This is a genomic window from Microbacterium sp. EB106-03-03-XG65, assembly GCF_058791955.1.
In genome coordinates, this window is the sequence record NZ_JBYTEB010000002.1 from 311304 (window position 1) to 335373 (window position 24070).

The following is a 24070-nucleotide window of genomic DNA, read 5'->3' on the forward strand; positions in this document are numbered from 1 at the left end:
ACAGCTATGTCTGATGGCCCCCTGATCGTCCAGAGCGACCGCACCGTGCTGCTCGAAGTGGCCCACGCCGATGCGGAGAGCGCCCGCCACGAGCTGGCGATCTTCGCCGAGCTCGAGCGCGCACCCGAGCACATCCACACGTACCGGATCACCCGGCTCGGGCTGTGGAACGCCCGCGCGGCGGGGCACACGGCGGAAGACATGCTCGAGACGCTCGATCGCTGGTCGCGCTTCCCCGTGCCGCCGTCGGTCTCCGTCGACCTTCGCGAGACCGTCAACCGCTACGGTCGCCTCGTGATCGAACGCGACGACGAGGGCACTCTGATCCTGCGATCGAGCGATCCCGCCGTCCTCGCACAGGTGGCGAACAACAAGCGGATCCAGCCTCTGCTCCTCGGTCACCCGACGCCCGATTCGTTCATCGTCGATGCCTGGGCGCGCGGCCAGATCAAGCAGGAGCTGTTGAAGATCGGCTGGCCCGCCGAAGACCTCGCGGGGTACACACCCGGCACCCCGCACGAGATCGAACTCGCCGAAGACGGCTGGCAGATCCGTCCCTACCAGCAGGATGCCGTCGACGCGTTCTCGAAGGACGGCTCCGGTGTCGTCGTGCTGCCCTGCGGCGCGGGGAAGACCATCGTCGGTGCCGGCGCCATGGCGGCGACGAAGACCACGACCCTGATCCTGGTGACGAACACCGTCTCGGCACGTCAGTGGCGCGACGAGCTGCTCAAGCGCACGAGCCTGACGCCCGAAGAGATCGGCGAGTACTCCGGCCAGGCCAAGGAGGTCAAGCCGGTCACGATCGCGACGTATCAGATCCTCACTGCCAAGAGGAAGGGCGAGTACGCGCACCTCGCGCTGCTCGATGCTCTCGACTGGGGACTCATCGTCTACGACGAGGTGCACCTGCTGCCCGCCCCGGTCTTCAAGCTCACCGCCGATCTGCAGGCCCGCCGTCGCATCGGGTTGACCGCCACCCTCGTGCGGGAGGACGGTCGCGAGGGCGACGTCTTCAGTCTGATCGGCCCCAAGCGGTTCGACGCTCCGTGGAAGCAGATCGAGGCGCAGGGGTTCATCTCCCCCGCCGTCTGCTACGAGGTGCGTGTCGATCTGCCCCCCAGCGACCGCCTCGAGTACGCGGCGGCGACCGATGACGAGCGCTACCGGCTGGCGGCCTCCGCACCCGCCAAGATCGATGCGGTGCGCGAACTCATCGCGAAGCACACCGACGAGCGGATCCTCGTGATCGGCCAGTACCTCGACCAGCTCGACTCGCTGTCGCAGTCGCTGAACGCGCCGCAGATCACGGGCGCGACCCCTGTCGACGAGCGGGAGCAGCTCTACCAGGCGTTCCGCGACGGCGAGATTCCGGTGCTCGTGGTCTCGAAGGTGGCGAACTTCTCGATCGACCTGCCCGAAGCATCCGTCGCGATCCAGGTGTCGGGGTCGTTCGGGTCCCGACAAGAGGAGGCACAGCGCCTCGGACGTCTGCTGAGGCCGAAGAAGTCGGGCCACACGGCAAGCTTCTACACGCTCGTCGCGCGGGACACGATCGACCAGGACTACGCGCAGAATCGGCAGCGTTTCCTCGCCGAGCAGGGGTACAGCTACACGATCATGGATGCCGACGCGATCGCCGCCTGACCGCCTCACCCGCTGCGCTTCGCCCTCCGCGTACTCGCCGCTCCGACGGATCACCAGCATTCCCATCGACGGAGTCACCATAATGGGGTCATGACTGATGCGCGCATCCTGGTCGTCGACGACGAGCCGAACATCCGCGACCTGCTGTCCACGGGGCTGAGCTTCGCGGGCTTCCAGGTGAAGACGGTCGCCAACGGCGCGGCCACCATCTCCGCCGTGCTGGAGGAGGAGCCCGACCTCATCATCCTCGACGTCATGCTCCCCGACATGAACGGCTTCAGCGTGACCAAGCGCCTCCGAGGCGCGGGGTTCACCGCCCCGATCCTGTTCCTCACCGCGAAGGACGGGACGGACGACAAGATCGAGGGACTCAACGCGGGAGGCGACGACTACGTCACCAAGCCGTTCAGCCTCGACGAGATCGTCGCACGCGCCCAGGCGATCCTGCGCCGCACGATGCAGGCCGACGAGGAGTCGATCATCCGCGCCGGCGAGTTGTCGATGGATCAGGACACCCACGACGTCCACGTCGGCAAGGAGGCGATCGAGCTCAGCCCGACCGAGTTCAAGCTGCTGCGCTACCTCATGCTCAACCCCAACCGCGTGCTGTCGAAGGCCCAGATCCTGGATCACGTGTGGGAGTACGACTTCAACGGGGATGCCGGCATCGTCGAGAGCTACATCTCGTACCTTCGCCGCAAGATCGACCCGCACACCGAGGAATCGGTCATCCAGACCAAGCGCGGCTTCGGATACATGCTCAAGGTCGGCAAGTAACCTCGACGTCGTCGAACCCCGCAGCGTCGAACGCCGACCCCGCACAGCATCCGTCTCGAGGAGGACCGCATGGCGCGTAAGCCCGACGCGGTCACTCGCTGGTGGCGAGCGATCAGCCTGCGCGCCAAGGTCACCGGTGTCACGGTGGCCGTGCTCGCCCTGGGCCTGCTCGCGGCAGGCGTGGGCACTGTGCCGATCCTGCGGAACGCGCTCGTGAGCAACATCGAGTCGCAGCTGCCCGCCCTGGTCTCGGCTGATCTCGCCGACCGCTATTTCGACATCGCGATGGTCGACGGCGAGCCCCAGTACACGCCCAAGGAATCGCCACGCGATTTCTTCGTCGCGATCTACGACGGCGAGGGGGTGCTGCAGACCACCACCGGCGCGTCGTCGAACGGCTCTCCGATCTTCCCCTCCACCTTCACGCTGCTCGAGGCCCAGTCCAAGAGCGAGGGCACTTTCCCTCTCGACGGCACGAAGGGGGCGAGCTTCCGCGCCGCGGTCGCGAGTCTGCCGGGTGAGGGCGGCGGCGACCTGAGGATCCAGGTGGTCGCGATGCCGCTGGATTCGGCCGATCGGATCATCAGTCAGTACTTCGGCATCTACATCACGGTGGCTCTCGTCACCATCCTCCTCGCCGCCCTCCTCACGCGGGGGCTGGTGACACTCACCTTCCGGCGACTGGGTCAGGTCGAGTCGACCGCCATGTCGATCGCAGCCGGCGACTTCAGCCAGCGCCTCACCGACCTCGAGCCGACGACCGAGGTCGGGCGTCTCAACTACGCCATCAACACCATGCTCGACCGCGTCGACGGATCCTTGGCGCAGCGTGATCGCACCGTGCGCCACATGCGTCGGTTCATCGGCGATGCGAGCCATGAGCTGCGCACTCCGCTCGTCAGCGTGCGTGGGTACGCGGAGCTCTATCGCATGGGCGCGATCAAGGGTGAAGAAGACACGGCCCGGGCGATGGAGCGCATCGAGAAGGAGGCGATCCGCATGGGCGTGCTCGTCGAGGACCTTCTCGCCCTCGCGCGCCTCGACGAGGAACGCGAGCCCGAGATCGAGGCCCTCGACCTTCGGCCCATCGCGCGAGATGCGGCGCTGGATCTGCGAGCGGCAGCACCCGCCCGCACGGTCAGCGTGATCGATCGCACGGTCGAGGCGCCGCTGATCGACGTCACCACTCGCCCCAATCCGGTGACGTCCACCGCATCTCAGCCAGCCCCTCGGGGCCTGTCGCGCGGCACACTCTCGCGTCTGCGCCGCCGCCCCCGCGGTGCGTCGGAGCAGGTGCCCGCGATCGACTTCACCGAGGCCACGGACATCCCCGTGCGCACTCCCCCGATCATCCTCGGCGAGGAGAACAAGGTGCGTCAGGTCGTGACGAACCTGCTGGGCAATGCGCGGCGCTTCTCGCCCGAAGAGAGTCCGATCGAGCTCGTGGTCGACGCCGATCGGGTGCGCGGCACCGGATCGATCGCGATCGTCGATCACGGTGAGGGAATCCCCCCGCAGATCAGGGACCAGATCTTCGAGCGCTTCTGGCGCGCCGACACCTCTCGTGCGCGGGAGACCGGGGGCTCGGGCCTCGGGCTCGCGATCGTCGCCTCGATCGTCAAGGCACTGCACGGCAGCGTCGCGGTGTCTGAGACGCCGGGCGGTGGAGCGACCTTCACCGTGACCTTCCCGCTCGCCCCGTCGCGCGCGACGCCCGCGCATCTGCTCGAGGACACTCAGCCGCTCGAGCCGCTCGATCTCTGAGACGTTCCTGCACGATCACGCCTGCCCGCCGGTTCTGCACACCCCGCGGGAGATGCTCTCCGTCGCGTGCATGTGCGCGCTGACGCTCTCGTACCGTCGGAAGCCCATCGACACAAGGAGTTCTCATGTCCGTCTTCACCGTTGACACCGAAGCCGTCGGCGCAGCCCACGGCTCGGCTCTGGCCACCATGGAGCGCCTGCGCGCCGAGGCGGCCACCCTCATGGCTCAGCTCACCCAGTTGCAGTCGAGCTGGGTCGGCACCGCATCCACCGCATTCCAGTCCTGCGCAGAGCAGTGGCGCGGCGCGCAGATGCACGTCGAACAGGCACTCGAGTCGATCGGCACCGGTCTCGGGAGCGCCGCATCGCAGTATTCCGACGCCGATCAGTACTCGGCGAGCCTGTTCCACTGAGCACACACGACCGTCCGTAGACGCAGAAACGCCCCGACCGAGGTCGGGGCGTTTCTGTCAGTGCTGATGGATCAGAAGTCCATGCCACCCGACGGGTCACCCATCGGAGCAGCTGCCTTCTCGGGCTTGTCAGCCACGACGACCTCGGTGGTGAGGAAGAGTGCCGCGATCGAGGCTGCGTTCTGCAGCGCCGAGCGGGTCACCTTCGCCGGGTCGATGATGCCTGCTGCGAACATGTCGACGTACTCACCGCTCGCGGCGTTCAGGCCCTGGCCCGAGGGAAGCTCGGCGACCTTGTTCGCGACGACGCCCGGCTCGAGGCCGGCGTTGAGTGCGATCTGCTTGAGCGGAGCCTCGATCGCGACGCGAACGATGTTCGCACCGGTCGCCTCGTCGCCCGAGAGCGACAGAGCGTCGAGCGCCTTGGTGCCCGACTGGATCAGCGCGACGCCACCGCCGGGGACGATGCCCTCTTCAACGGCTGCCTTCGCGTTGCGAACGGCGTCTTCGATGCGGTGCTTGCGCTCCTTGAGCTCGACCTCGGTCGCCGCGCCCGCCTTGATGACGGCGACGCCACCTGCGAGCTTGGCGAGGCGCTCCTGCAGCTTCTCGCGGTCGTAGTCGCTGTCGGTGTTCTCGATCTCGCGACGGATCTGCGTGACGCGACCCTCGATCTGGTCTGCCTCACCGGCACCCTCGACGATCGTGGTCTCGTCCTTCGTGACGATGACCTTGCGCGCACGGCCCAGCAGGTCGAGCGTGGCGTTCTCGAGCTTCAGTCCGACCTCTTCGGTGATGACCTGACCACCGGTGAGGATCGCGATGTCCTGCAGCTGCGCCTTGCGACGGTCGCCGAAGCCGGGAGCCTTGACGGCGACCGACTTGAAGATGCCCTTGAGCTTGTTGAGCACGAGAGTCGCGAGAGCCTCGCCCTCGACGTCCTCGGCGATGATGACGAGCTCCTTGCCGTCCTGGATCACCTTGTCGACGATGGGCAGGAGGTCCTTGATGTTCGAGACCTTCTGGTTCGCGATGAGGATGTACGGGTCTTCGAAGACCGCTTCCTGGCGCTCCGGGTCGGTCACGAAGTACGGGTTCAGGTAGCCCTTGTCGAAGCGCATGCCCTCGGTGAGCTCGAGCTCGGTGCCGAAGGTCTGCGACTCCTCGACCGTGACGACGCCTTCCTTGCCGACCTTGTCGATCGCCTCGGCGATGAGCTCGCCGATCGCGGGGTCAGCTGCGGAGATGGATGCGGTCGCCGCGATCTGCTCCTTGGAGTCGATCTCCTTGGCGCTGGCGAGCAGCTCCTCGGTGATCGCCGCGACGGCCTTCTCGATGCCGCGCTTGAGCGAGATCGGGTCGGCGCCGGCTGCGACGTTGCGCAGGCCCTCGCGAACCAGAGCCTGAGCGAGCACCGTGGCGGTGGTGGTTCCGTCACCGGCGACGTCGTCGGTCTTCTTCGCGACCTCCTTGACGAGCTCCGCGCCGATCTTCTCGTACGGGTCGTCCAGCTCGATCTCCTTGGCGATGGAGACACCGTCGTTCGTGATCGTGGGGGCGCCCCACTTCTTCTCGAGCACGACGTTGCGGCCGCGCGGGCCGAGGGTCACCTTGACAGCGTCGGCGAGGATGTTGAGGCCACGCTCGAGGCCGCGGCGGGCCTCCTCATCGAAAGCGATGATCTTTGCCATGAGTTTTGTCGTCCCTCCTGGACGTAGACGTTGGGTTTAGCACTCAGAGTGAGAGAGTGCTAACGCCATTCTGGCACTCGGCCCCTTCGAGTGCAAGCTGCGGGAGGGACTACGGAGCGGGCGTCTCCTCGACATCGGTCGCTGCGCCCGAGACGCGGTCGAGGCCGATGACGACCGTGAGCTGCTTCTGCCCCTCTTCGGTCTCGCCGAGGTAGAAATCGCTCTGCTGCACGTCGGCGCCGCCGATGAGCCCCGCGAGTCCGATCGCCGCGAGTTCGTCGTCATCCGCGACGTAGTAGACGGTGGTGGTCGTGAAGTCCTCGCTCGTGCTGTCGCTGGCGAAGACCGTCTCGGCGGGCCAGCCATTGGTGATCAGCACCTCTCGCATCTGCTCGTCCAGGCCCTCGTCGGCAGTGGCGTTGAGGATCATCACCGAGTACGAGGTGTCGACCACGCCCGTCTCCTCGGGAATCGGCGTGAGGGTCGGCATGGCCTCAGGGAACGGCGTGATGCGTCCCATCACGATGAGAGACCCGAAGATCCCGGCGATCACGAGCACGAGGGCGGCGACGAACGACCAGAGCAGCACGACCCACCCGTTCATCCCGGGGGCTTCGGCGCGGTGCGCGCCCACACGTCCGGAGGAACGGGGCACGTCGTCGAATCGGTCTCGGATGGGCTTTGACACCCCTCGATGCTACTGGCATGGGCCTGGGCATCCGCGCCACGCCCGACCGTGGCGCCGCATGATGCTCGCGCGGTGTCGTCAGCCGGCGAAACCGGGCGTGCGAGTCGATCGGCGGATCGCGCGCGCATCGCGGATGCGGCGCAGCCGCCCCACGAGCATCGGGTCGTACTCGAGCGCGACGTCGGAATCGATCAGCCGGCCGAGCAGCTGGTAGTACCGTGCGGAGCTCATGCCCAACTGCGCGCGGATGACCTCTTCCTTGGTGCCGCTGTGCCGCGGCCAGGCGGTCTCCAGCGTGAGGATCGCGCGATCGCGCTCGGTCAGCTCTCCCAGCATGAGATCAGAGTAGGTCGATCACCGCGCCGCGGCCGTGCGCCACTCCCATGATCGACCGAGCGGATCGGCAGAAGCACGCACCCGCCCGTCGAGAGCGACGACGAAGCCGGGCCAGGTGTCGGCGTCGACGGCGGGCTCCCACACATCGAGCAACCCCGGCGGATCGATCGTCACCCACCGCGCCGGCAGGCTGCGGATGCGGTCGACCAGCGACAGACGAGCTTCACGCGGGATGTGCACCAGCACTCCGGGCGTGGTGACCACGAGGGTGGCATCGCCGGGCGCCTCCGCCGCGAGCGCTTCCACATGCGCGAGAGCGTCGCCCGCGACGAGGTGGGGAGGATCCTGGGCGGCGATGTCGAGCGCTGCGGCGACCCTCTCCTCACGACCTCGCTCGCCCGGCCAGACGAGCCCCTGCAACCAGCGGCGGTCGCGCTCATCGCGTGCGTCGAGCGGCGCCAGGTCGATGCCTGCCCGCCACACCACCTCGGGCAGACGCATCGCAGGCAGGTCGCCGTCGACCCGACTGCGCAACACGACCGGCGAGGGGCCGTCGGCGGGGTCCAGCGCCAGACGCACCGCGCCCTCGGCATCCGTGTAGCGATACGAATAGCGATCGGGATACAGGCAGAGTCCGGCGGAGGCACCGATCTCGAGCAGCGCGAGCGGTCCGTCGATCTCGCTCAGCACCGGCAGCAGCGGCGCGAGCCGCAGAGGCTCGTTGGTCTGCAGCCGTCGGGCGACGCACTCGACGACGATCTCGTCGGCACGCGCGAGCACGAACGCGCGCCATCCCGCATAACCGGACAGGTCCGCCCCCAGCATCCGCGTCACGGCGAAGACGAGCGGAGGCTGGCGTCGGTTCTCGGGGATGCGCGCGAGCAGCGCCTGGATCTCCGGGTCGGCCGCGACGCCCGAGGCCCACTCGGCGTACAGCTCGCTGCGGCCGGGAGCCTCGTGCTCGGCGAAGCGGGAGTAGCGCTGCTGCACGGCATCGGTCATTCCTCCATTCTCTCGTGGCCCCGCTCCGCTCCGGACACGAGAGAATGGAGTTGAACCCCCAGGAGGACGCATGTCGTACAGCGTGGACAAGACCGAAGAAGAGTGGCGCGAAGAGCTCGGCGACGAGCAGTACGCGGTGCTGCGCCAGGCAGCGACCGAGCGCGCCTGGACCGGTGAGCTTCTCGATGAAGGACGCGCCGGTCTCTACACATGCGGCGCCTGCGATGCGGAGCTGTTCAAGAGCGGCACCAAGTTCGACTCCGGCTGCGGATGGCCGAGCTTCTACGAGTCGATCCGCCCCGACGCCGTCGAGCTGATCGAGGACACGAGCCTGGGCATGGTGCGCACCGAGGTGCGCTGCGCCGCGTGCGGCTCCCACCTCGGCCATGTCTTCCCCGACGGCTTCGGCACTCCCACCGGCGACCGTTACTGCATGAACTCCATCGCTCTGAACTTCACGCCCGAAGAGTCGTGAGCGCACTCGACGCCGTTCTCGCACGACAGTCCTGGTCGAAGGTCACCGACGACGCCCCCTCGCACGACGAGCTGCTGACGCTCGTCGCCGCCGCCGGGCGCGTGGCCGATCACTCGTCGCTGCGCCCGTGGCGGCTCATCGAGCTGCGCGGCGACGACCGCGATGTGCTGGGTGCCGCGATCGCCAAGGCCGAGGGCGACAAGTCCCCCTCATCGAAGCCGCGACGCGCACCCCTGCTGATCGCGGTCGTCGCGAGCTATCGCAAGAGCTCGAAGGTGCCGCGATGGGAGCAGGAGGCCGTGGCGTCGGGCGTCGCGCACGTGCTGAGCCTGCTGCTCGACGAGGCCGGCTGGGGCGTGCTGTGGCGCACCGGCGGCTACACGCGGTCGAAGGCCGTCGCCAAGGCGCACGGCATCGGCAAGGACGAGGAACTGCTCGGGTGGCTCTACGTCGGCGGCAAGCCGACGGACAAGAAGCCGGGGCGCCGCAAGCCGGTGGATGCCCGCACCTTCGTGACGCGGATGCCTGTCGCCAAGGCATCGAAGAAGAAGTAGTCAGGAGCGCCGGCGCCGTGGCAGCGCGACGACGACGGATGCCACGGCCACGGCCACCATGGCCAGGATCTGCCACGGCTCAGGGCCTGTCGCTGCCGGCCAGATCAGATCGATGATCACCGACGTCCCGAGCTGACCGAGCACGGAGCCGAGGCCCATCAGCAGCACTCCGGTGTGCGCGACGATGAAGGTGCCGAGCAGGATGTAGGCCGCTCCCAGCAGGCCTCCGAGATAGAGCCAGGGCTCGGCGGGAAGAGCATCGGGCGTCCCCCGCGCCGCCACGCTGACTCCGACAGCGATCAGCAGAACGACCGTGCCGGCGATGAAGCTCATCATGGTCGCGGCGAGCGGTGATTTCACCCGCTGAGCCAGCCGTCCGTTGGTCGCCGCCTGCCACGCGATGCCGACACCTGCCGCGAACGGCAGCACGAGCATCCAGAGGGGGGCGGTGGCCAGGACGTCGCCGCCGAGCGAGATGCCGACGGCGGCGAGCGCGAGCGCACCGCCGGCGACGCGGCCGGGCGTGACCGCCACGACGCCCGCGGGTCCGAAGCCGATGCGATCGAGCACGAGCCCGTGCAGAGTCTGACCGGCGACGACCCCGACGGTGAACAGGGACACCCCGAGGATCCCGGCCGTGATGCCCTGCGCCGAGACCGTGAGCGCACCGCAGGCGCCACCGAGCAGCATCCAGAACGGGATGCTGCGGTCGCGGATGCCGTCGCGCAGTCGCCCGACCCCGCGACGTGCCGAGGGCATGAAGGCGATCACCCCGACCAGCGCCAGGAGACCCACCGCGAACGAGATGAACCCCGCGATGATGCCGTTGTCGACGCGAACCCCGAGCACGCCGTTGATGCGCGCCTGGATCGCCGTCATGACGCCGATCGCCACAGCCCCGCCGAGCGCGGCGGGTGCGGAGAGTCGACGGGCCCTGATCACCTGTCGACCCTAGCCGAGCGGCGCCGGAGCCCTGCGACGACTCCCGCGCGCATGTCGGTGCCCAGGCGTACCCTGGCTGCATGTGCGCGAGCTATGGTCTGGATCCCCGGTTCACCGACGCAGAACTCCTTGCCGAAGCCGATGAGGCGGTGCTCGAGGGGCTCCGTGGATGGGCCGAACGCAATGCCGGCGAGACGGTCCGCCCGACGGGCAAGAACCTGCGCAACCTCAATCCGATCGTGGTGCAGCCCGAGGCGACGCCGGTTCTCGAGCCGGCCTGGTGGGGGTTTCTCGTGGGGGGCGAACCCTCGAAGTTCCCGTCGATCAACACGCGCTCGGAGCGACTTCAGGACCGCCCCGGCGGGCTGAAGAGCAGGGCGCTCGTGCCGGCCACGAGCTGGTACGAGATGAAGAAGCCCGAGCGCGTGTGGCACGAGTTCCTCGTCGACGACGGAGCGCTCTTCGGCATGGCCGCCGTGACCCAGCACGGACGCACCGCCGACGGCCAGTCGTTCACCTGCTATTCGATCGTGATGCGCCCGGCACCCGCGCACCTCGCACACATTCACGACCGGATGCCGCTGCTCGTGCCCGCATCGCTCGGCAGCGCCTGGCTCACCGCCGAGCCGAGCAGAGAGATCATCGACGAAGCGCTGCTCGCGGCCGCGACCCTCGACGAGCGGGTGCAGGTGGCCCCACGAGCGAACGACAAAGGCAGCGAGCGGCTGTTCTGATCCATGGACTCGACACAGTTGATCGCCACCGCCACCGAGCGGGCGGAGGAGTTGCCGGGCGCGGAGCGTGAGAACCCCTTCGGCCCGGAGTGGGATGTGTACAAGGTGCGCGGCCGGGTCTTCCTGTTGGTTCCGCTCGATGACACGGGGCGGATCACTCTCAAATCGCACCCCGACGACGCGGTGGCGCTGCGCGAGGCGTTCCCCGACATCGTCCCGGGGTATCACATGAACAAGAAGCACTGGATCACTCTGCGGCCGGGCGCCTCCCTCGAGCACGAGCTCGTCTCGGAGCTCGTCACCGAGTCCTACCGGTTGGTGGTCGAGAAGCTGCCGAGGGCCCAGCGCCCGGTGGATCCGGCCACCTTCGGCATCCGTCGCGAGGATGACCCCGCCTGAACCGCGAACGGTACCCAGGGAGGACGCGCCCCGACATCTCCGCTCGGTAGCGTCGAAGGCATGATCACAGCAGAAGGACTCACGAAGCGATTCGGAGACAAGACCGCCGTCGACGGGGTGTCGTTCTCGGTGCAGCCGGGATCCGTCACCGGGTTCCTCGGACCGAACGGCGCCGGCAAGTCGACCACGATGCGCATGATCGTGGGGCTCGACCGCCCGACCTCCGGCACCGCCACCGTGGCCGGACGCGAGTACCGCAAGCTGCGGGCTCCTCTCACCGAGGTGGGCGTGCTGCTCGACGCGAAGGCCGTGCACACGGGGCGCACCGCGCGCAACCACCTGCGCTCGATGGCAGCCACTCACGGCATCCCCGCCTCTCGCGTCGATGAGGTGATCGATCTCGCCGGCATCGGCGCCGTCGCCCGCAAACGTGCCGGGAAGTTCTCGCTCGGCATGGGCCAGCGTCTCGGCATCGCCTCGGCGCTGCTGGGCGATCCGCACACTCTCATCCTCGACGAGCCGGTCAACGGTCTCGACCCCGAGGGCGTGCGCTGGGTGCGGCAGTTCGTCCGCCATGCGGCGTCGGAGGGGCGCACCGTGCTGCTCTCCAGCCATCTGATGAGCGAGATGGCGCAGACCGCCGATCACGTCATCGTGATGGGTCGCGGCAAGGTTCTGGCCGACGCTCCGCTCGCCGAGCTCGTGCGGGCGTGGACGACCAACACCGTGCGGGTGCGCACTCCTCGGGCCGCCGATCTGGCCGCTGCGGTCGGCGGGCCGTCTGTCGAGATCGTGAGCTCGGCTCCCGACCTGCTCGACATCGTCGGCCTTCCCGCATCGCGCATCGGCGACCTCGCCGCAGAGCGGGGCATCCCGCTTCACGAACTCACACCCACCACCGGATCGCTCGAAGACGCCTACCTCGCCCTCACCGGCGACTCGGTCGAGTACCGCACGAAGGAGATCTCATGACCGTTCAGGCACCTCCACTGGCACCTCCGCAGGTCGACACAGGGCACCGTCTGACGTTCGTCCGTGCGGTCCGCGGTGAGTGGATCAAACTCGCGACCCTCCGATCGACCTGGTGGTCGATCGGCATCGCCGCGGTTCTCACCATCGGCATCGCCGTGCTCATCGCACAGGCCGTCGACATGCCCGGCTTCGAGCCCATCCAGGCCGTCGTGATGCCGATCCAGTTCACGATGCTGCTCGCCGGCATCCTCGGCGCGATCTCGGTGACGGGCGAGTACTCGACCGGCATGATCCGCTCCACACTCGCGGCGAACCCGAAGCGCGGCTCGGTGCTCGCCGCCAAGGCTGTCGTGGTCAGCCTGTTCCTGTTCGTGTCGTCGCTCGTGATCTTCGCGGCGGCCGCCGTGGCGGTGTCGGCGATCGTCGCGCCCCGCGACCAGAGCATCGACTGGAGCGACCCGTCGGCGTCGATCCTGCCGATCGTGGTGGCGTCGCTCGCGATGGCCGTGTTCGCGCTGATCGGCGTGGCGTTCGGGTTCATCCTGCGCTCGGGCGCCGGAGCGATCGCGGCGACGGTCGGCCTGCTCTTCGTCGTGCCGATCGTCACGAGCTTCTTCGCGATCGCCGGCGAATCCTGGGCGTGGGTGATGGATGCCGCCAACTACCTGCCCGTGGCTGCCGCGCAGAGCGCGATCCTTCCCGAGAACGCAGCGCTCGAGGGCCCTGTGGCCTACCTGACGCTGGCCGGGTGGGTCGTCGCGGGGATGCTCTCCGCCTGGGCCGTGCTCCGCACCCGCGACGCGTGACCGGCGTGCACGACACTGCAGCCGCGTAGAGTCGGCCGGTGACCAGCATCCGCAGCCGCAGCACCTCTGTCCGCGAGGACGAGGGGCTGCGGCTGCCGCGTCCTCCCGGCGTTCTCCGACGCTTCTGGGCACGGCATCCCGTGCTGGCGGATGTGATGATCGCGCTGGTGTGCCTGCTGCTGTCGCTCGTGCCGGCCGGTGTCATCTCGCGCGACCTGCCGATGCCGCTCGCGATCGGGGTCGGGATCCTGGTGCCGGCATCCGTCGCCGCCGCGTGCGCGACGCTGCTGTGGCGGCGCCGGAAGCCACTGGTGCCTTTCGTGGCGTCGTTCGCGCTCGAGGCCGGATTCCTCTTCGCCCTGCAGCCGATCGGCTCGCCTCTGCTGCTGGTCACCTGCTATTCACTCGCGGTGTACCGCTCGTCGCGAGCCGCATGGACGGGCTTCGGCATCGGCCTCGGCTCGCTCGCCGCACTCGGTGGCCTGCTCACCCTGACCGGCGTGATCTCTTTCCAGGTCGCCGTCAACGCCGTGATCATGTCGCTCGTGCTCGGACTCATCGGCACTCTGATCGGCGTGAACGTCGGCGGGCGCAAACGGTATCTGGACGCGGTGATCGACAGGTCCCGCCAACTGCTGGTCGAGCGCGATCAGCAGGCGCAGCTCGCGGCCGCGGCAGAACGCGCACGCATCGCCCGAGAGATGCACGACATCGTCTCGCACTCGCTCACGGTGATCGTCGCGTTGTCCGAAGGCGCGGCCGCGACCCCCGACAGGGAGCAGGCCCGTGGGGCGGCGACGGCGGCCGCCGAGACCGCACGCACGGCCCTCACCGAGATGCGCGGGATGCTCGGAGTCCTCCGCGCCGACGACTCGCCGCTGCCGCTCGCGCCGCTCGCCCCGACTCCCCCGCACGAGACGGTCGAGCACGCGCAACGGGCCGGCTTCCCCGTGACCCTCTCGGTCAGCGGAGGTGAGTCCCTCTCCCCCGCTGTCTCGCACGCGATCGGAAGAATCGTGCAGGAGGGGGTCACCAACGCGATGAGGCACGCGCCGGGTGCGACGTCGATCGCCGTCCGCCTGAGCTATGCGAGTGATGCGGTGACCGTCGAGGTGGTCAACGACGGCGTCAGAGGTGCGGCGGGAACGTCCGGATTCGGGCTCCGCGGACTCGCCGAGCGGGCCGCGCATGCGGGAGGCTCGTTCCTCTCCGAGCCGTTCGACGACGGCAGGAGATGGATGCTTCGCGCCGAGCTCCCCGTCGCTGCTCCCGACCTGAGCGCCCCACAGCCACACGAACCGAAGGACACGAGATGACCGCTCCCATCAGCATCCTCCTGGTCGATGATCAGCAGCTCATCCGCCTCGGGTTCCGCATGGTCCTCGAGGCCGAGGCCGACATGGTCGTGGTCGGCGAAGCGTCGGACGGCCACGAGGCCATCAGTCAGGCGGCCGCACTCGCGCCCGATCTCGTGCTCATGGACATCCGCATGCCGGGCCTCGATGGCATCGCCGCCACCGAGGCGATCGTGCGAGAGCATCCGCAGACCCGGGTGCTCGTGCTGACGACATTCGATCTCGACGAGTACGCGTTCGGTGCGATCCGCGCCGGCGCGAGCGGTTTCCTGCTGAAAGACGCCCAGCGCCAGGAGATGATCTCGGCTGTGCGCGCGGTGCACCGCGGCGACGCAGCGCTCGCCCCTCGGATCACGCGGGCGCTCCTCGAGCGCATCGGCCCGAGCCTGACTGTCGCGACCGAACCGACCGCCGGCGCGAGTCGGACGACGAGCCCGGTCGACCCGACCTCGGCGCTCACGGACCGCGAGCGCGACGTCTTCCTCGAGATCGCGCGCGGGCGCACGAACGCCGAGATCGCCCAGGTGCTCTTCGTGAGCGAGTCGACCGTGAAGACCCATGTCGGGCGAGTGCTCGCCAAGCTCGGCGCACGAGATCGCATCCACGCGGTGATCCTCGCTCATCGGCTCGGTCTCGCAGACGACGCCCTGCCCACGGAATCGTAGGCAGGGCGTCAGGTCCGCAGAGCAGGCGGGGAGATCAGGCCTCGGCCGGCGTCCACTCCGAGACCGCGTTCAGGCGCTCGACCTCGTCGGCCTCGAGCTCGATCCTCGCTCCGGCGAGAAGATCGGGCACCTGCTCCACCGTGCGGGCGCTGGCGATCGGGGCGACCACAGTCGGCTGTGCGCGCAGCCACGCCAGTGAGGTCGCGGCGATCGACGTCCCGTGCGCGTCGGCGATCTCTTCGAGCGTGTCGATGATGCGCAGCCCCGCCTCGGTGGCGTACTTCGCAGCGCCGCCGGCACGAGGCGACGACTGGCCCTCCGCATCGGTCGTGCGGTACTTGCCGGTCAGGAAGCCGCTCGCGAGCGAGTAGTACGGCACCAGCCCGAGGCCGAGCTCCTCGGCGACCGGGATGATCGTCTCTTCGACGTCGTTGCGGTGCACGAGGTTGTAGTGCGGCTGCACGGCGACCGGAAGCGCGACGCCGGTGCGGCGGGCGATGTCGGCCCATTCCCGGATGCGCTCGGCCGTGTAGTTCGAGACGGCGACGTTGCGGACGAGACCATCCGCAACGAGTTCGCCGAATGCGCCGACGGTCTCGTCGAGAGGCACGGACTCATCGTCGAAGTGCGCGTAGTAGAGGTCGATCGTGTCGACGCCGAGCCGGTGGAGCGAGGCCTCGGCGGCCTTGCGCACGTTCGACGCCGAGAGCCCCTTGTACTCGGGGTGCTGACTCACCTTGGTCGCGACCGTGACCCCTGCGGGCTTGCGCGACGCGAGCCATTCGCCGATGATCGTCTCGCTCTCGCCGCCGGCGTTTCCCGGCACCCAGGCGCTGTACGAGTCGGCGGTGTCGATGAAGTCACCGCCTCCGTCGACGAATGCGTCGAGAACGGCGAACGACGCGTCGCGGTCGGCCGTCCAGCCGAACACGTTGCCGCCGAGCGAGAGGGGGAAGACGTCAAGGTCACTGGTTCCGATACGAGTCATGTTCGTGACAACCTCCGACCCCGACGAGGTATTTCCCGTGTGACGCCGATGATCGGTCACATGTCACATTCCGATGCCTCACCGCAAGCCTGCGGTGCGGATCCGCGCGGGATGCCACGCTGGTGACATGAAACTCGTCTCCTACGCAGCCCAGCAACTCGTGACCACCGACGATGTCGCGGAGGTTCTCGTGACGCTCGCCGCGGCGATCGCCAACGAGGGTGAGTCCGAGGCCCTCGAGATCCCGATCGTCGTCGATGGCGAGGTGGAGACGGCGGAGCTCATCGTGGGACTCGGCAACGACCTGCTCGTCGGCCCCAGCGCCTCGACAGACACGGATCCCGACTTCTCGGAGCAGGCCGCAGCGCTGCGCGCCCACCACCGGTTCCCGCGTTCGCGCGACCAGGAGACCGGCTCCGATGACGAGTGGAGCATCACCGGACTCGATCTCGACCTCGACGTGCGGCCGTAGCCTCGAGAGTCCGTCGCACGTCGAACCGACCTACAGTGCCGACTACAGGACTCGAACCTGCAACCCCCGTATTACAAGTACGGTGCGCTACCAATTGCGCCAAGTCGGCGAACCGCTGACATCCCGCGGCCCGTATTGCGCACATCCGATCTCATCGAATGCGCATCAACGAGTCTAGAGCGTCTTCGACGGTGGTTCCGCCGCGAGCGATGCGGTCGAGCCCGGATCACGGTTCGTTAGTGTCGCACTATGAATCTCGACACGTCGTTCGCCCTCGTCTCCGCCCTCGGCATCGCCATCTGGATCGCCGCGGTGCTGATCGGACTGCTGCTGGCCTACCTCGTGATCCGCTTCGGGGTGTTCCACGGCCTGCGGGCGCACACGCGCTGGGTCGATGAGGGCAAAGACGTACGTCGGTACAAGCCGCAGGCCTGGGAGACGCGAGAAGACCGTCGCAGCTGACGATCTTCCCGTTCCCTGCGCGCAGGTCTTCTACTGTGCGGGAGTCTCGGTCGGTGCCGGAGTCTCTTCGACCGGCGCCTCGGTGGGCGTCTCGGACGGAGTCGGCGTGGGCGCCGGAGTCGGCGTCGCGGTTGCGTAGTAGGCGTCGCTGGCGACAGTGAGCACGAACTGCGAGAACTCGCTCGGGTCGTCGAGAGCGCCGACGTAGACCTCGCCGTTCACGACGATCATCGGAGCCGACGTCAGCACCAGGTCGTCCGAGCCGACCAGCGGCCCCTCGAGCGCACGAGCCGTGGCGTCCTTCGCCCAGGTGACGTAGTCCTGATCCTCGATGCACGAGCGCACGCTCTTGACGTTGTCGGAGCCGACGGCGCCGGCGATGTCGGCGAGCTCGGAGTCGGTGAACCCGTCGGTGTTCATCTCGGGCTGGTCGTCGAGCAGATCGTGGTTGAACGCGTAGAACTCTGCCGGGGAGTGCGTGGCCACGCAGGCCGCAGCCGCGGCGGAGCGCAGCGAGTACTTGGTGCCGTTCGAGCTCGCGGTCAGCAGAGCCACGGGGTGGTAGGTCACGGTCGCCGCGCCCTCGCCGATCCAGTTGACGAGCTGACGCGCGTTCGCGCGCTCGAACTCGCCCGCATCCGGCGAGAGGTAGTCGACGTAGATGTGGATGTCGACGGTGCTGGCGGTAGTGGGCGCCGGAGTGGGCTCGGCCTCACCCTCGGTGCCGGTCTCGGTGGCCTCGGGAGCCGGGGCATCGAGCGGTTCGCTCGACACGGTCGACGCATTGATCTCGGAGACGAGGATGCCGTCGTCGGCCAGGCCGCTCGGCGTGAGCTGCGGCTTCGACACCTGCGCGGACACGGCGAGAGTGACCGCCGTGCCGATCGCACCGACGGCCACGATCGCGATCGCGCCGAGGATGATCCGTCGCATGATGCGCGCCCTCGACTGCTGCGCGTGCACCTTCTGTGCCTTCTCCCGCACGGCCTCACGCGAATTGCGAGGGGTGGGGACGTTCGGCGTCTCGTCGCTCGACATCGTTCCTCTTGAGAGTCTCGGTGGGGCAGGGTGGCCCCGTTCGCCGATCGAACCGGCGAACGCCGCAGAAAAGCGGCCGAGATCGATGTTAACCAGCCAGGCTGAGAAATACCCAGATGCCCCGGCATCTGCCATACTGATCCCGACCCGATGAGGGGTCACGGTGGATCGCTCCGCCGCTCTATCACTACGGATCGTCCGGCACGTACCTGCCGGTGAAGGAGAAACACAATGGCATCTGTGACTTTCGACGAGGCCACCCGCCTCTACCCGGGCGGAACCCGCCCGGCCGTCGACAAGCTCAACCTCGAGGTCGCTGACGGCGAGTTCCTCGTTCTCGTCGGTCCCTCCGGCTGCGGAAAGTCCACCTCGCTGCGTATGCTCGCCGGCCTCGAAGAGGTCAACGCGGGACGCATCCTCATCGGCGACCGCGACGTCACCGACGTGCCGCCGAAGGACCGCGACATCGCGATGGTGTTCCAGAACTACGCGCTGTACCCGCACATGACGGTCGCCGAGAACATGGGCTTCGCGCTCAAGATCGCCGGCGTCGGCAAGGAAGAGCGTGCCACCCGCGTGCTCGAGGCCGCGAAGCTGCTCGACCTCGAGGAGTACCTGACCCGCAAGCCGAAGGCCCTCTCGGGTGGTCAGCGTCAGCGCGTCGCCATGGGTCGCGCCATCGTGCGTCAGCCCCAGGTCTTCCTCATGGATGAGCCGCTGTCGAACCTCGACGCCAAGCTCCGCGTGCAGACGCGTACGCAGATCGCATCGCTGCAGCGTCGCCTCGGCGTCACCACGGTCTACGTCACGCACGACCAGACCGAGGCTCTGACCATGGGCGACCGCATCGCGGTGCTCAAGGACGGTCTGCTGCAGCAGGTCGGTTCGCCTCGCGACCTCTACGAGAAGCCGAACAACGTGTTCGTCGCCGGCTTCATCGGCTCGCCGGCCATGAACCTGTTCTCGGCCGACCTGGCCGAGGGCGGCATCCGCTTCGGCACCGAGGTCGTCCCGCTCGACCGCGACACGGTGGGTCGCGCCAACGGCTCGCAGGTCACCGTGGGCGTGCGCCCCGAGGACATCACGGTGGGACCGGCAGACGGCAAGGGCCTCTCGGTCGTCGTCGACCTGGTCGAAGAGCTCGGCGCCGACGGCTACCTCTACGGCCACACCGAGATCAACGGCAAGCGCGCCGACCTCGTGGCGCGTGTCGACGGCCGCAGCCACCCCAACGCGGGCGAGACCGTCACGCTGGCTGCGAACGCGGGCCACGTGCACGCGTTCGACAGCGAGTCGGGCGAGCGCCTGAACGACAAGCCGGTCGTCTCGGCCTGATCACACCCACAGACGCGGCGCGGGCTGACTTCGGTCACCCGCGCCGCTTCGTCTTTCCCGCCACCAGCTGAGGAGACTCATGCAGAACGCGCTGCGCATCACGGCGAGCACGGTCGACCCCGGACTCCTCGCCCTCCCCTGGTCGACTCCGCTGGGCGCCTGGCCGTCGGAGCAGATCGTCTCGCTGCCCAAGGGCCTCTCCCGACACCTCGTCCGCTTCGCCGACCTCTCGGGACGGGTCGTCGCCGTCAAAGAGACCACAGACGAGATGGCACGTCGCGAGTACGAGATGCTCGGCAACCTCGCCCGTCTCGATGTGCCCTGCGTGTCACGCGTCGCGGTGATCGCGGGGCGGACGGATGCCGACGGCGAGCCGCTCCCCGCAGCCCTCGTCACCTCGCACCTGCGCTTCTCGATGCCGTACCGCGCGCTGTTCACGCGCGTTCTCCGTCCGGATACCGCCAACCGCCTCGTCGACGCCCTCGCCGTGCTCCTTGTGCGGCTGCACAACGTCGGCTTCTACTGGGGCGACGTGTCGCTCTCGAACACCCTCTTCCGGCGCGATGCGGGCGCGTTCGCCGCCTACCTCGTCGACGCCGAGACGGGTGAGCTGCATGAAGAGGGTCTGACCGACGGGCAACGTGCCTACGACCTCGATCTCGCCCGCACCAACATCGCCGGCGAGGTCATGGACCTGGCGGCGGGCGGGCGTCTCGAGCACGGCGTCGACGCGATCGCCATCGCCGACGGCATCGTGTCGTCGTATCGCGCACTCTGGGCCGAGCTCACCGCTCAGGAGTCGTTCGCCTCGGCCGAGACCTGGCGCATCACCGAGCGCGTCGAGCGTCTGAACGCCCTCGGCTTCGACATCGACGAGATGTCGATGTCGACCACTTCCGACGGCACGGTCGTCGAGATCCAGCCGAAGGTCGTGGATGCGGGGCACCATCAGCGCCGCCTCATCCGCCTCACCGGGCTCGACGTCGAGGAGAACCAGGCGCGTCGTCTGCTGAATGATCTCGACGAGTTCCGCGTGCGATCGACCAAGCAGTGGGCCGACGAGGAGATGTACGCGCACGAGTGGCTCACGCGTGTCTTCGAGCCCGTGGTGCGGGCGATCCCCTACGAACTGCGCGCCAAGCTCGAGCCGGCAGAGGTCTTCCACCAGGTGCTCGAGCACCGCTGGTACCTCTCACAGGCCCAAGGGCGCGCGGTGCCGCTCGCCGAAGTGCTCACGAGCTACATCAACGAGGTCCTGCGCCACCGCCGCGACGAGGCCACGATCATGGGGCCGCCCACCGAGACGATGAGCCTGCCGGTGATCACCGGCGCGCACCCGGTATCGGACGACACGGATGAGGTCGACTGGCGCGATCTCGTCTGAGACCGAGCGCACCCGGTCGTTGAGCGAGCACACCCGGTCGTTGAGCGAGCACACCCGGTCGTTGAGCGAGCACGGCGAAGCCGAGCGAGACGAAACGTGAGGCCGCGTCAGTAGCCGACGGTGAAGCGCTCGCGGTGGTGGTTGCCCTGTTCGATCTCATCGACCACGGCGACCGCGAAGTCGGCGCCCGAGATGTACGACTTGCCCTCGGCGTCGCGCACGATCACGTCACCGCCGTCACGGTAGTGGCCGGTGCGCTCTCCCTCGGCCCAGGGTCCGAACACCTCGGCGGGGTGCACGAAGAACCAGTCGAGATCGGCATCCGCGCTCTCCAGCAGCTCGAGGGAGTCGATGCCGACCTGCGCCTCGTGCTTGTACTCCTCGGGGAACCCCTGGTCGAAGAGCCGGGGGCCTCCCGGGGCCACGAGGCTGCCACCCGCCCCCCCGACGACGCCGAGTCGTGTGCTGGTGCCCGCGAGCACACGGATCACACCCTTGAGCGCCTCGAGCACGTTGTCGGCCATGTCACCGCGCGGAGACAGCGACGAGACGACGGCATCCGCCCCGTCGAATGCGCTCGCGAGCGAGGCGGGCTCGAGTGCGGAACCCTGCACGTACGACGCACCGTCGACAGCATCCGACGGAGCAGAACGCGAGATCGCGATCACGTCGTGTCCGCGACTCACCGCCTCTGCGACGATGTGACGGCCGGCATAGCCGGTTCCTCCGAGTACGACGATGCGAGCCATGGGTTCTTCCTTACTTCGCGTTGCGGATGGTCGACACCTGGTAGAGCGCGACCGAGGTCGCGATGCCGGCGTTGAGCGACTCGGTGACGGCGCTGATCGGGATCGACACGATCTGATCGCACGTCTCGGCGACCAGACGCGAGAGCCCCTTGCCTTCCGAGCCTGTCACGATCACGACGGGGCGGTCGGCGAGCTGCAGATCGGGCAGCTGCACGTCGCCGTCGCCGTCGAGTCCGAGCACGAAGACGCCCTGCTTCTTGAACTCCTTGAGCTGGCTCGTGAGGTTCGTGGCCAGGGCGACGGGCACGCGCGCCGCGGCGCCCGCACTCGTCTTCCAGGCGGCGGAGTTCACGCCCGCCGAACGACGCTGCGGCAGGATGATGCCGTGGCCGCCGAAGGCTCCCGTCGAACGGATGATCGCACCGAGGTTGCGGGGATCCGTGATGCCGTCGAGGGCGACGAAGAGCGGCACCTCGCCCTTGTCGATGACCTGCTCGAGGAGGTCCTGCGGGTGCGCGTACTCGTACGGCGGCACCTTGATGGCGACGCCCTGGTGCACGCCGTCGAAGCCGGCCATGCGGTCGAGCTCCTGACGAGTGACCTCGAGTACCGGGATGCCGCGGTTGGTCGCGATCGCCAGCATCTCCTTGGTGCGGTCGTCCATCTCGACGCGCTGGGCGATGTAGAAGGCGGTCGCCGGGATCTTCGCGCGCAGTGCCTCGAGCACCGAGTTGCGGCCGGTCACCGTCTCGGTGTCGGTCGTGTTGTCCTTCACGCGCGCCGTGCGGTTCGGGTTCCCGCCGGACGACTGACGCTGCCCGGGCTTGCCACGGCCGCCGGCTGCGGCATACCGCTCTGCGGCGGCCTTGCGCTTGCCCGCGGGGTGCCAGGCGCGGTCTTCGGCCTTGGGGGTCGGTCCGCGCCCTTCGAGCGAGCTGCGGCCCTTGCCGCCGGAGCCCTTGGTGGGGCCCTTCTTGCCCTTGCCTGCTGAGGGATTGCCCTGCTTAGCCATCGATACTCCAATGAGTTCCGGCCGGAGTGTCCTCCAGCGTGATTCCTGCGGCGGCGATCGCATCACGGATGCGATCGGCCGCCGCCCAGTCCTTGTCAGCACGCGCCTGCGCGCGCTGAGAGATCATCGTCTGCACGAGGGTGTCGAGAGCGGATGCCGCGGCTCCGCCGACCGAGGTCCCGGTGTGCGCGAGGGGGTCGATCCCGAGCACCGTCGTCATCGCGGCGACAGATCGAAGGGCCGCGACGGCACCAGCTGCGTCGCCCGCGTCGAGCGCCGCGTTCCCGTCGCGCACCGTGTCATGCAGCACCGCGAGAGCCTGGGGCACCCCGAGATCGTCATCCATCGCCGTCGCAAAAGACGGGGGCAGGTCGGAGTGGGACCACTCGTCAGAGCCCCCGACGGCGCGGACCACGCGGCTCATGAAAGTCCGGATGCGCCCGAGCGCCGCCTCGGCCTCGGTCCATGACGACTCCGAAAGGTCGAGGCTCGAGCGATAGTGCGCTGCGGCGAGCGCATAGCGCACCACCAGCGGGTCGCGCTCGGCGAGCACGTCGGCCGCCAGCGTGAAGTTGCCGAGCGACTTCGACATCTTCTGTCCGTCGACGGTCACGAGTCCGTTGTGCACCCAGTACCGCGCGAACGCGTCGCCGGCCGCGGTCGACTGCGCGAGCTCGTTCTCGTGGTGCGGGAAGCGCAGATCGAGTCCACCGCCGTGGATGTCGAACTCGGAGCCGAGGTAGCGCTTCGACATCGCCGAGCACTCGATGTGCCAGCCCGGACGACCGGCGCCCCACGGCGACTGCCACGTGGCATCCGGCTGCTCGCCGTCTTTCATGCCCTTCCAGAGAGCGAAGTCCTGCGGGTTGCGCTTGCCGCGCGGATCCGCGTCTTCCGCCGCTTCCATCGCATCGATCGACTGGTTCGTGAGCGAGCCGTACTCGGGCCACGAGCGCACGTCGAAGTACACGTCGCCGGACGCATCCGCCGCACGATACGCGTGTCCACGTTCGATCAGCGTCTGGATGATCTCCTGCATCTGCGGGATCGACGCCGTCGCGCGCGGTTCGTAGGTGGGCGGCAGGATGCCGACTCCGGCATAGGCCGCCGTGAACTCCTGCTCCATGCGGTACGCCAGCGCCCACCACTGCTCGGTCTCGGAGGCGTTCGCGAGCACCTTGTCGTCGATGTCGGTGACGTTGCGCACGAACGTCACCCGCCCGAAGCGGTGGGTCAGCCATCGCCGCAGCAGATCGAAGCTGAGGGCCGCCCTGACGTGACCGATGTGGGGGCCTGACTGCACCGTCGGTCCGCACACGTACATCGTGATGTTCTCGGGATCGAGAGGCACGAAGTCGCGCAGCTGCTGTGCGCGGGTGTCGTAGAGGCGGAGTGTCACCGCACAAGCTT

General features: G+C 68.3%; 26 protein-coding genes and 1 tRNA gene. 16 read left to right on the top strand and 11 right to left on the bottom strand.

Annotated features, from left to right (window positions below; genetic code table 11):
- Positions 1-6: 6 nt before the first annotated feature.
- The 4 genes from AC3WS6_RS14825 to AC3WS6_RS14840 all read left to right on the top strand — a co-directional run bounded on the left by AC3WS6_RS14825 (position 7) and on the right by AC3WS6_RS14840 (position 4601).
- Positions 7-1647 (top strand): DNA repair helicase XPB, encoded by a 1641-nt coding sequence (locus AC3WS6_RS14825; RefSeq protein WP_492501802.1) that lies wholly within the window; start codon positions 7-9, stop codon positions 1645-1647.
- 90 nt (positions 1648-1737) lie between these two features.
- Positions 1738-2424, top strand: coding sequence for a response regulator transcription factor (locus AC3WS6_RS14830; protein WP_201471433.1), 687 nt, complete (start codon positions 1738-1740; stop codon positions 2422-2424).
- Between the two features lie 69 nt (positions 2425-2493).
- Positions 2494-4188 carry a sensor histidine kinase gene (locus AC3WS6_RS14835; protein WP_492501803.1) on the top strand — a complete coding sequence of 565 codons (1695 nt, stop codon included), beginning with the start codon at positions 2494-2496 and terminating at the stop codon, positions 4186-4188.
- A gap of 125 nt (positions 4189-4313) precedes the next feature.
- Positions 4314-4601: a WXG100 family type VII secretion target gene (locus AC3WS6_RS14840; RefSeq protein ID WP_492501804.1), complete on the top strand. Its 288-nt coding sequence runs from the start codon at positions 4314-4316 to the stop codon at positions 4599-4601.
- Between the two features lie 71 nt (positions 4602-4672).
- Here the strand turns inward: AC3WS6_RS14840 and groL are convergent, their stop codons facing one another.
- The 4 genes from groL to AC3WS6_RS14860 form a co-directional block, all read right to left on the bottom strand.
- Positions 4673-6292 (bottom strand): chaperonin GroEL, encoded by a 1620-nt coding sequence (groL, locus tag AC3WS6_RS14845; RefSeq protein WP_194763698.1) that lies wholly within the window; start codon positions 6290-6292, stop codon positions 4673-4675.
- Positions 6293-6401: 109 nt separating this feature from the next.
- A complete protein-coding gene (locus AC3WS6_RS14850) occupies positions 6402-6980 on the bottom strand; it encodes a LytR C-terminal domain-containing protein (protein ID WP_236571356.1) in 579 nt (192 codons plus the stop codon).
- 78 nt (positions 6981-7058) lie between these two features.
- Positions 7059-7316 (bottom strand): DUF3263 domain-containing protein, encoded by a 258-nt coding sequence (locus tag AC3WS6_RS14855; protein ID WP_492501805.1) that lies wholly within the window; start codon positions 7314-7316, stop codon positions 7059-7061.
- Positions 7317-7334: 18 nt separating this feature from the next.
- A complete protein-coding gene (locus AC3WS6_RS14860; protein WP_492501806.1) occupies positions 7335-8318 on the bottom strand; it encodes a DUF2332 domain-containing protein in 984 nt (327 codons plus the stop codon).
- Between the two features lie 70 nt (positions 8319-8388).
- On the opposite strand from AC3WS6_RS14860, the gene msrB reads away from it, so the two are divergent.
- Positions 8389-8793 carry a peptide-methionine (R)-S-oxide reductase MsrB gene (msrB, locus tag AC3WS6_RS14865; RefSeq protein WP_194763701.1) on the top strand — a complete coding sequence of 135 codons (405 nt, stop codon included), beginning with the start codon at positions 8389-8391 and terminating at the stop codon, positions 8791-8793.
- On the top strand, positions 8790-9347 hold the full coding sequence (locus tag AC3WS6_RS14870; protein WP_492501807.1) for a nitroreductase family protein: 558 nt from the start codon (positions 8790-8792) through the stop codon (positions 9345-9347). The genes msrB and AC3WS6_RS14870 overlap by 4 nt, the downstream gene beginning before the upstream one ends.
- Here the strand turns inward: AC3WS6_RS14870 and AC3WS6_RS14875 are convergent, their stop codons facing one another.
- Positions 9348-10286 carry a DMT family transporter gene (locus tag AC3WS6_RS14875; protein ID WP_492502321.1) on the bottom strand — a complete coding sequence of 313 codons (939 nt, stop codon included), beginning with the start codon at positions 10284-10286 and terminating at the stop codon, positions 9348-9350.
- Positions 10287-10369: 83 nt separating this feature from the next.
- Here AC3WS6_RS14875 and AC3WS6_RS14880 point away from each other — a divergent pair, with 83 nt between their 5' ends.
- Genes AC3WS6_RS14880 through AC3WS6_RS14905 form a run of 6 tightly spaced genes read left to right on the top strand, consistent with a single transcriptional unit; the run spans position 10370 to position 15220 of the window.
- Positions 10370-11023 (top strand): SOS response-associated peptidase family protein, encoded by a 654-nt coding sequence (locus AC3WS6_RS14880; RefSeq protein WP_492501808.1) that lies wholly within the window; start codon positions 10370-10372, stop codon positions 11021-11023.
- A gap of 3 nt (positions 11024-11026) precedes the next feature.
- The gene (locus AC3WS6_RS14885) at positions 11027-11422 is read left to right on the top strand and encodes an MmcQ/YjbR family DNA-binding protein (protein WP_492501809.1); all 396 of its coding nucleotides are present in this window, start codon (positions 11027-11029) and stop codon (positions 11420-11422) included.
- A gap of 60 nt (positions 11423-11482) precedes the next feature.
- Positions 11483-12394, top strand: a complete 912-nt coding sequence (locus AC3WS6_RS14890; RefSeq protein ID WP_492501810.1) for an ABC transporter ATP-binding protein — start codon at positions 11483-11485, stop codon at positions 12392-12394.
- Entirely contained in the window at positions 12391-13200 is an 810-nt protein-coding gene (locus tag AC3WS6_RS14895) for a DUF2705 family protein (RefSeq protein WP_492501811.1), read from the top strand. The genes AC3WS6_RS14890 and AC3WS6_RS14895 overlap by 4 nt, the downstream gene beginning before the upstream one ends.
- A 38-nt stretch (positions 13201-13238) precedes the next feature.
- Entirely contained in the window at positions 13239-14516 is a 1278-nt protein-coding gene (locus AC3WS6_RS14900) for a sensor histidine kinase (RefSeq protein WP_492501812.1), read from the top strand.
- Positions 14513-15220: a response regulator transcription factor gene (locus tag AC3WS6_RS14905; RefSeq protein ID WP_492501813.1), complete on the top strand. Its 708-nt coding sequence runs from the start codon at positions 14513-14515 to the stop codon at positions 15218-15220. Before AC3WS6_RS14900 ends, AC3WS6_RS14905 begins: the two co-directional genes overlap by 4 nt.
- 34 nt (positions 15221-15254) lie before the next feature.
- On the opposite strand, the gene AC3WS6_RS14910 is transcribed toward AC3WS6_RS14905, so the two are convergent.
- Complete coding sequence (locus tag AC3WS6_RS14910) at positions 15255-16208, bottom strand: aldo/keto reductase (RefSeq protein WP_492501814.1); 954 nt, start codon at positions 16206-16208, stop codon at positions 15255-15257.
- A gap of 127 nt (positions 16209-16335) precedes the next feature.
- Between AC3WS6_RS14910 and AC3WS6_RS14915 the strand changes: the two genes are divergently transcribed.
- On the top strand, positions 16336-16680 hold the full coding sequence (locus tag AC3WS6_RS14915; RefSeq protein WP_492501815.1) for a hypothetical protein: 345 nt from the start codon (positions 16336-16338) through the stop codon (positions 16678-16680).
- A 36-nt stretch (positions 16681-16716) separates the two neighbouring features.
- On the opposite strand, the gene AC3WS6_RS14920 is transcribed toward AC3WS6_RS14915, so the two are convergent.
- Positions 16717-16789, bottom strand: a tRNA-Thr gene (locus tag AC3WS6_RS14920).
- Positions 16790-16929: 140 nt separating this feature from the next.
- Between AC3WS6_RS14920 and AC3WS6_RS14925 the strand changes: the two genes are divergently transcribed.
- Positions 16930-17142, top strand: coding sequence for a hypothetical protein (locus AC3WS6_RS14925; RefSeq protein ID WP_492501816.1), 213 nt, complete (start codon positions 16930-16932; stop codon positions 17140-17142).
- A 30-nt stretch (positions 17143-17172) separates the two neighbouring features.
- On the opposite strand, the gene AC3WS6_RS14930 is transcribed toward AC3WS6_RS14925, so the two are convergent.
- Positions 17173-18180, bottom strand: a complete 1008-nt coding sequence (locus AC3WS6_RS14930; RefSeq protein WP_492501817.1) for a DsbA family protein — start codon at positions 18178-18180, stop codon at positions 17173-17175.
- Positions 18181-18411: 231 nt separating this feature from the next.
- Here AC3WS6_RS14930 and AC3WS6_RS14935 point away from each other — a divergent pair, with 231 nt between their 5' ends.
- Positions 18412-19515: an ABC transporter ATP-binding protein gene (locus AC3WS6_RS14935; RefSeq protein WP_492501818.1), complete on the top strand. Its 1104-nt coding sequence runs from the start codon at positions 18412-18414 to the stop codon at positions 19513-19515.
- A 79-nt stretch (positions 19516-19594) separates the two neighbouring features.
- Positions 19595-20899 (top strand): DUF4032 domain-containing protein, encoded by a 1305-nt coding sequence (locus tag AC3WS6_RS14940; RefSeq protein WP_492501819.1) that lies wholly within the window; start codon positions 19595-19597, stop codon positions 20897-20899.
- Positions 20900-21006: 107 nt separating this feature from the next.
- On the opposite strand, the gene AC3WS6_RS14945 is transcribed toward AC3WS6_RS14940, so the two are convergent.
- The 3 genes from AC3WS6_RS14945 to cysS are packed head-to-tail and all read right to left on the bottom strand — an operon-like array spanning position 21007 to position 24059.
- Complete coding sequence (locus AC3WS6_RS14945; RefSeq protein ID WP_492501820.1) at positions 21007-21648, bottom strand: NAD(P)-dependent oxidoreductase; 642 nt, start codon at positions 21646-21648, stop codon at positions 21007-21009.
- Between the two features lie 10 nt (positions 21649-21658).
- Positions 21659-22660, bottom strand: coding sequence for a 23S rRNA (guanosine(2251)-2'-O)-methyltransferase RlmB (rlmB, locus tag AC3WS6_RS14950; RefSeq protein WP_492501821.1), 1002 nt, complete (start codon positions 22658-22660; stop codon positions 21659-21661).
- Entirely contained in the window at positions 22653-24059 is a 1407-nt protein-coding gene (cysS, locus tag AC3WS6_RS14955; RefSeq protein WP_492501822.1) for a cysteine--tRNA ligase, read from the bottom strand. Before cysS ends, rlmB begins: the two co-directional genes overlap by 8 nt.
- Positions 24060-24070: the final 11 nt, after the last annotated feature.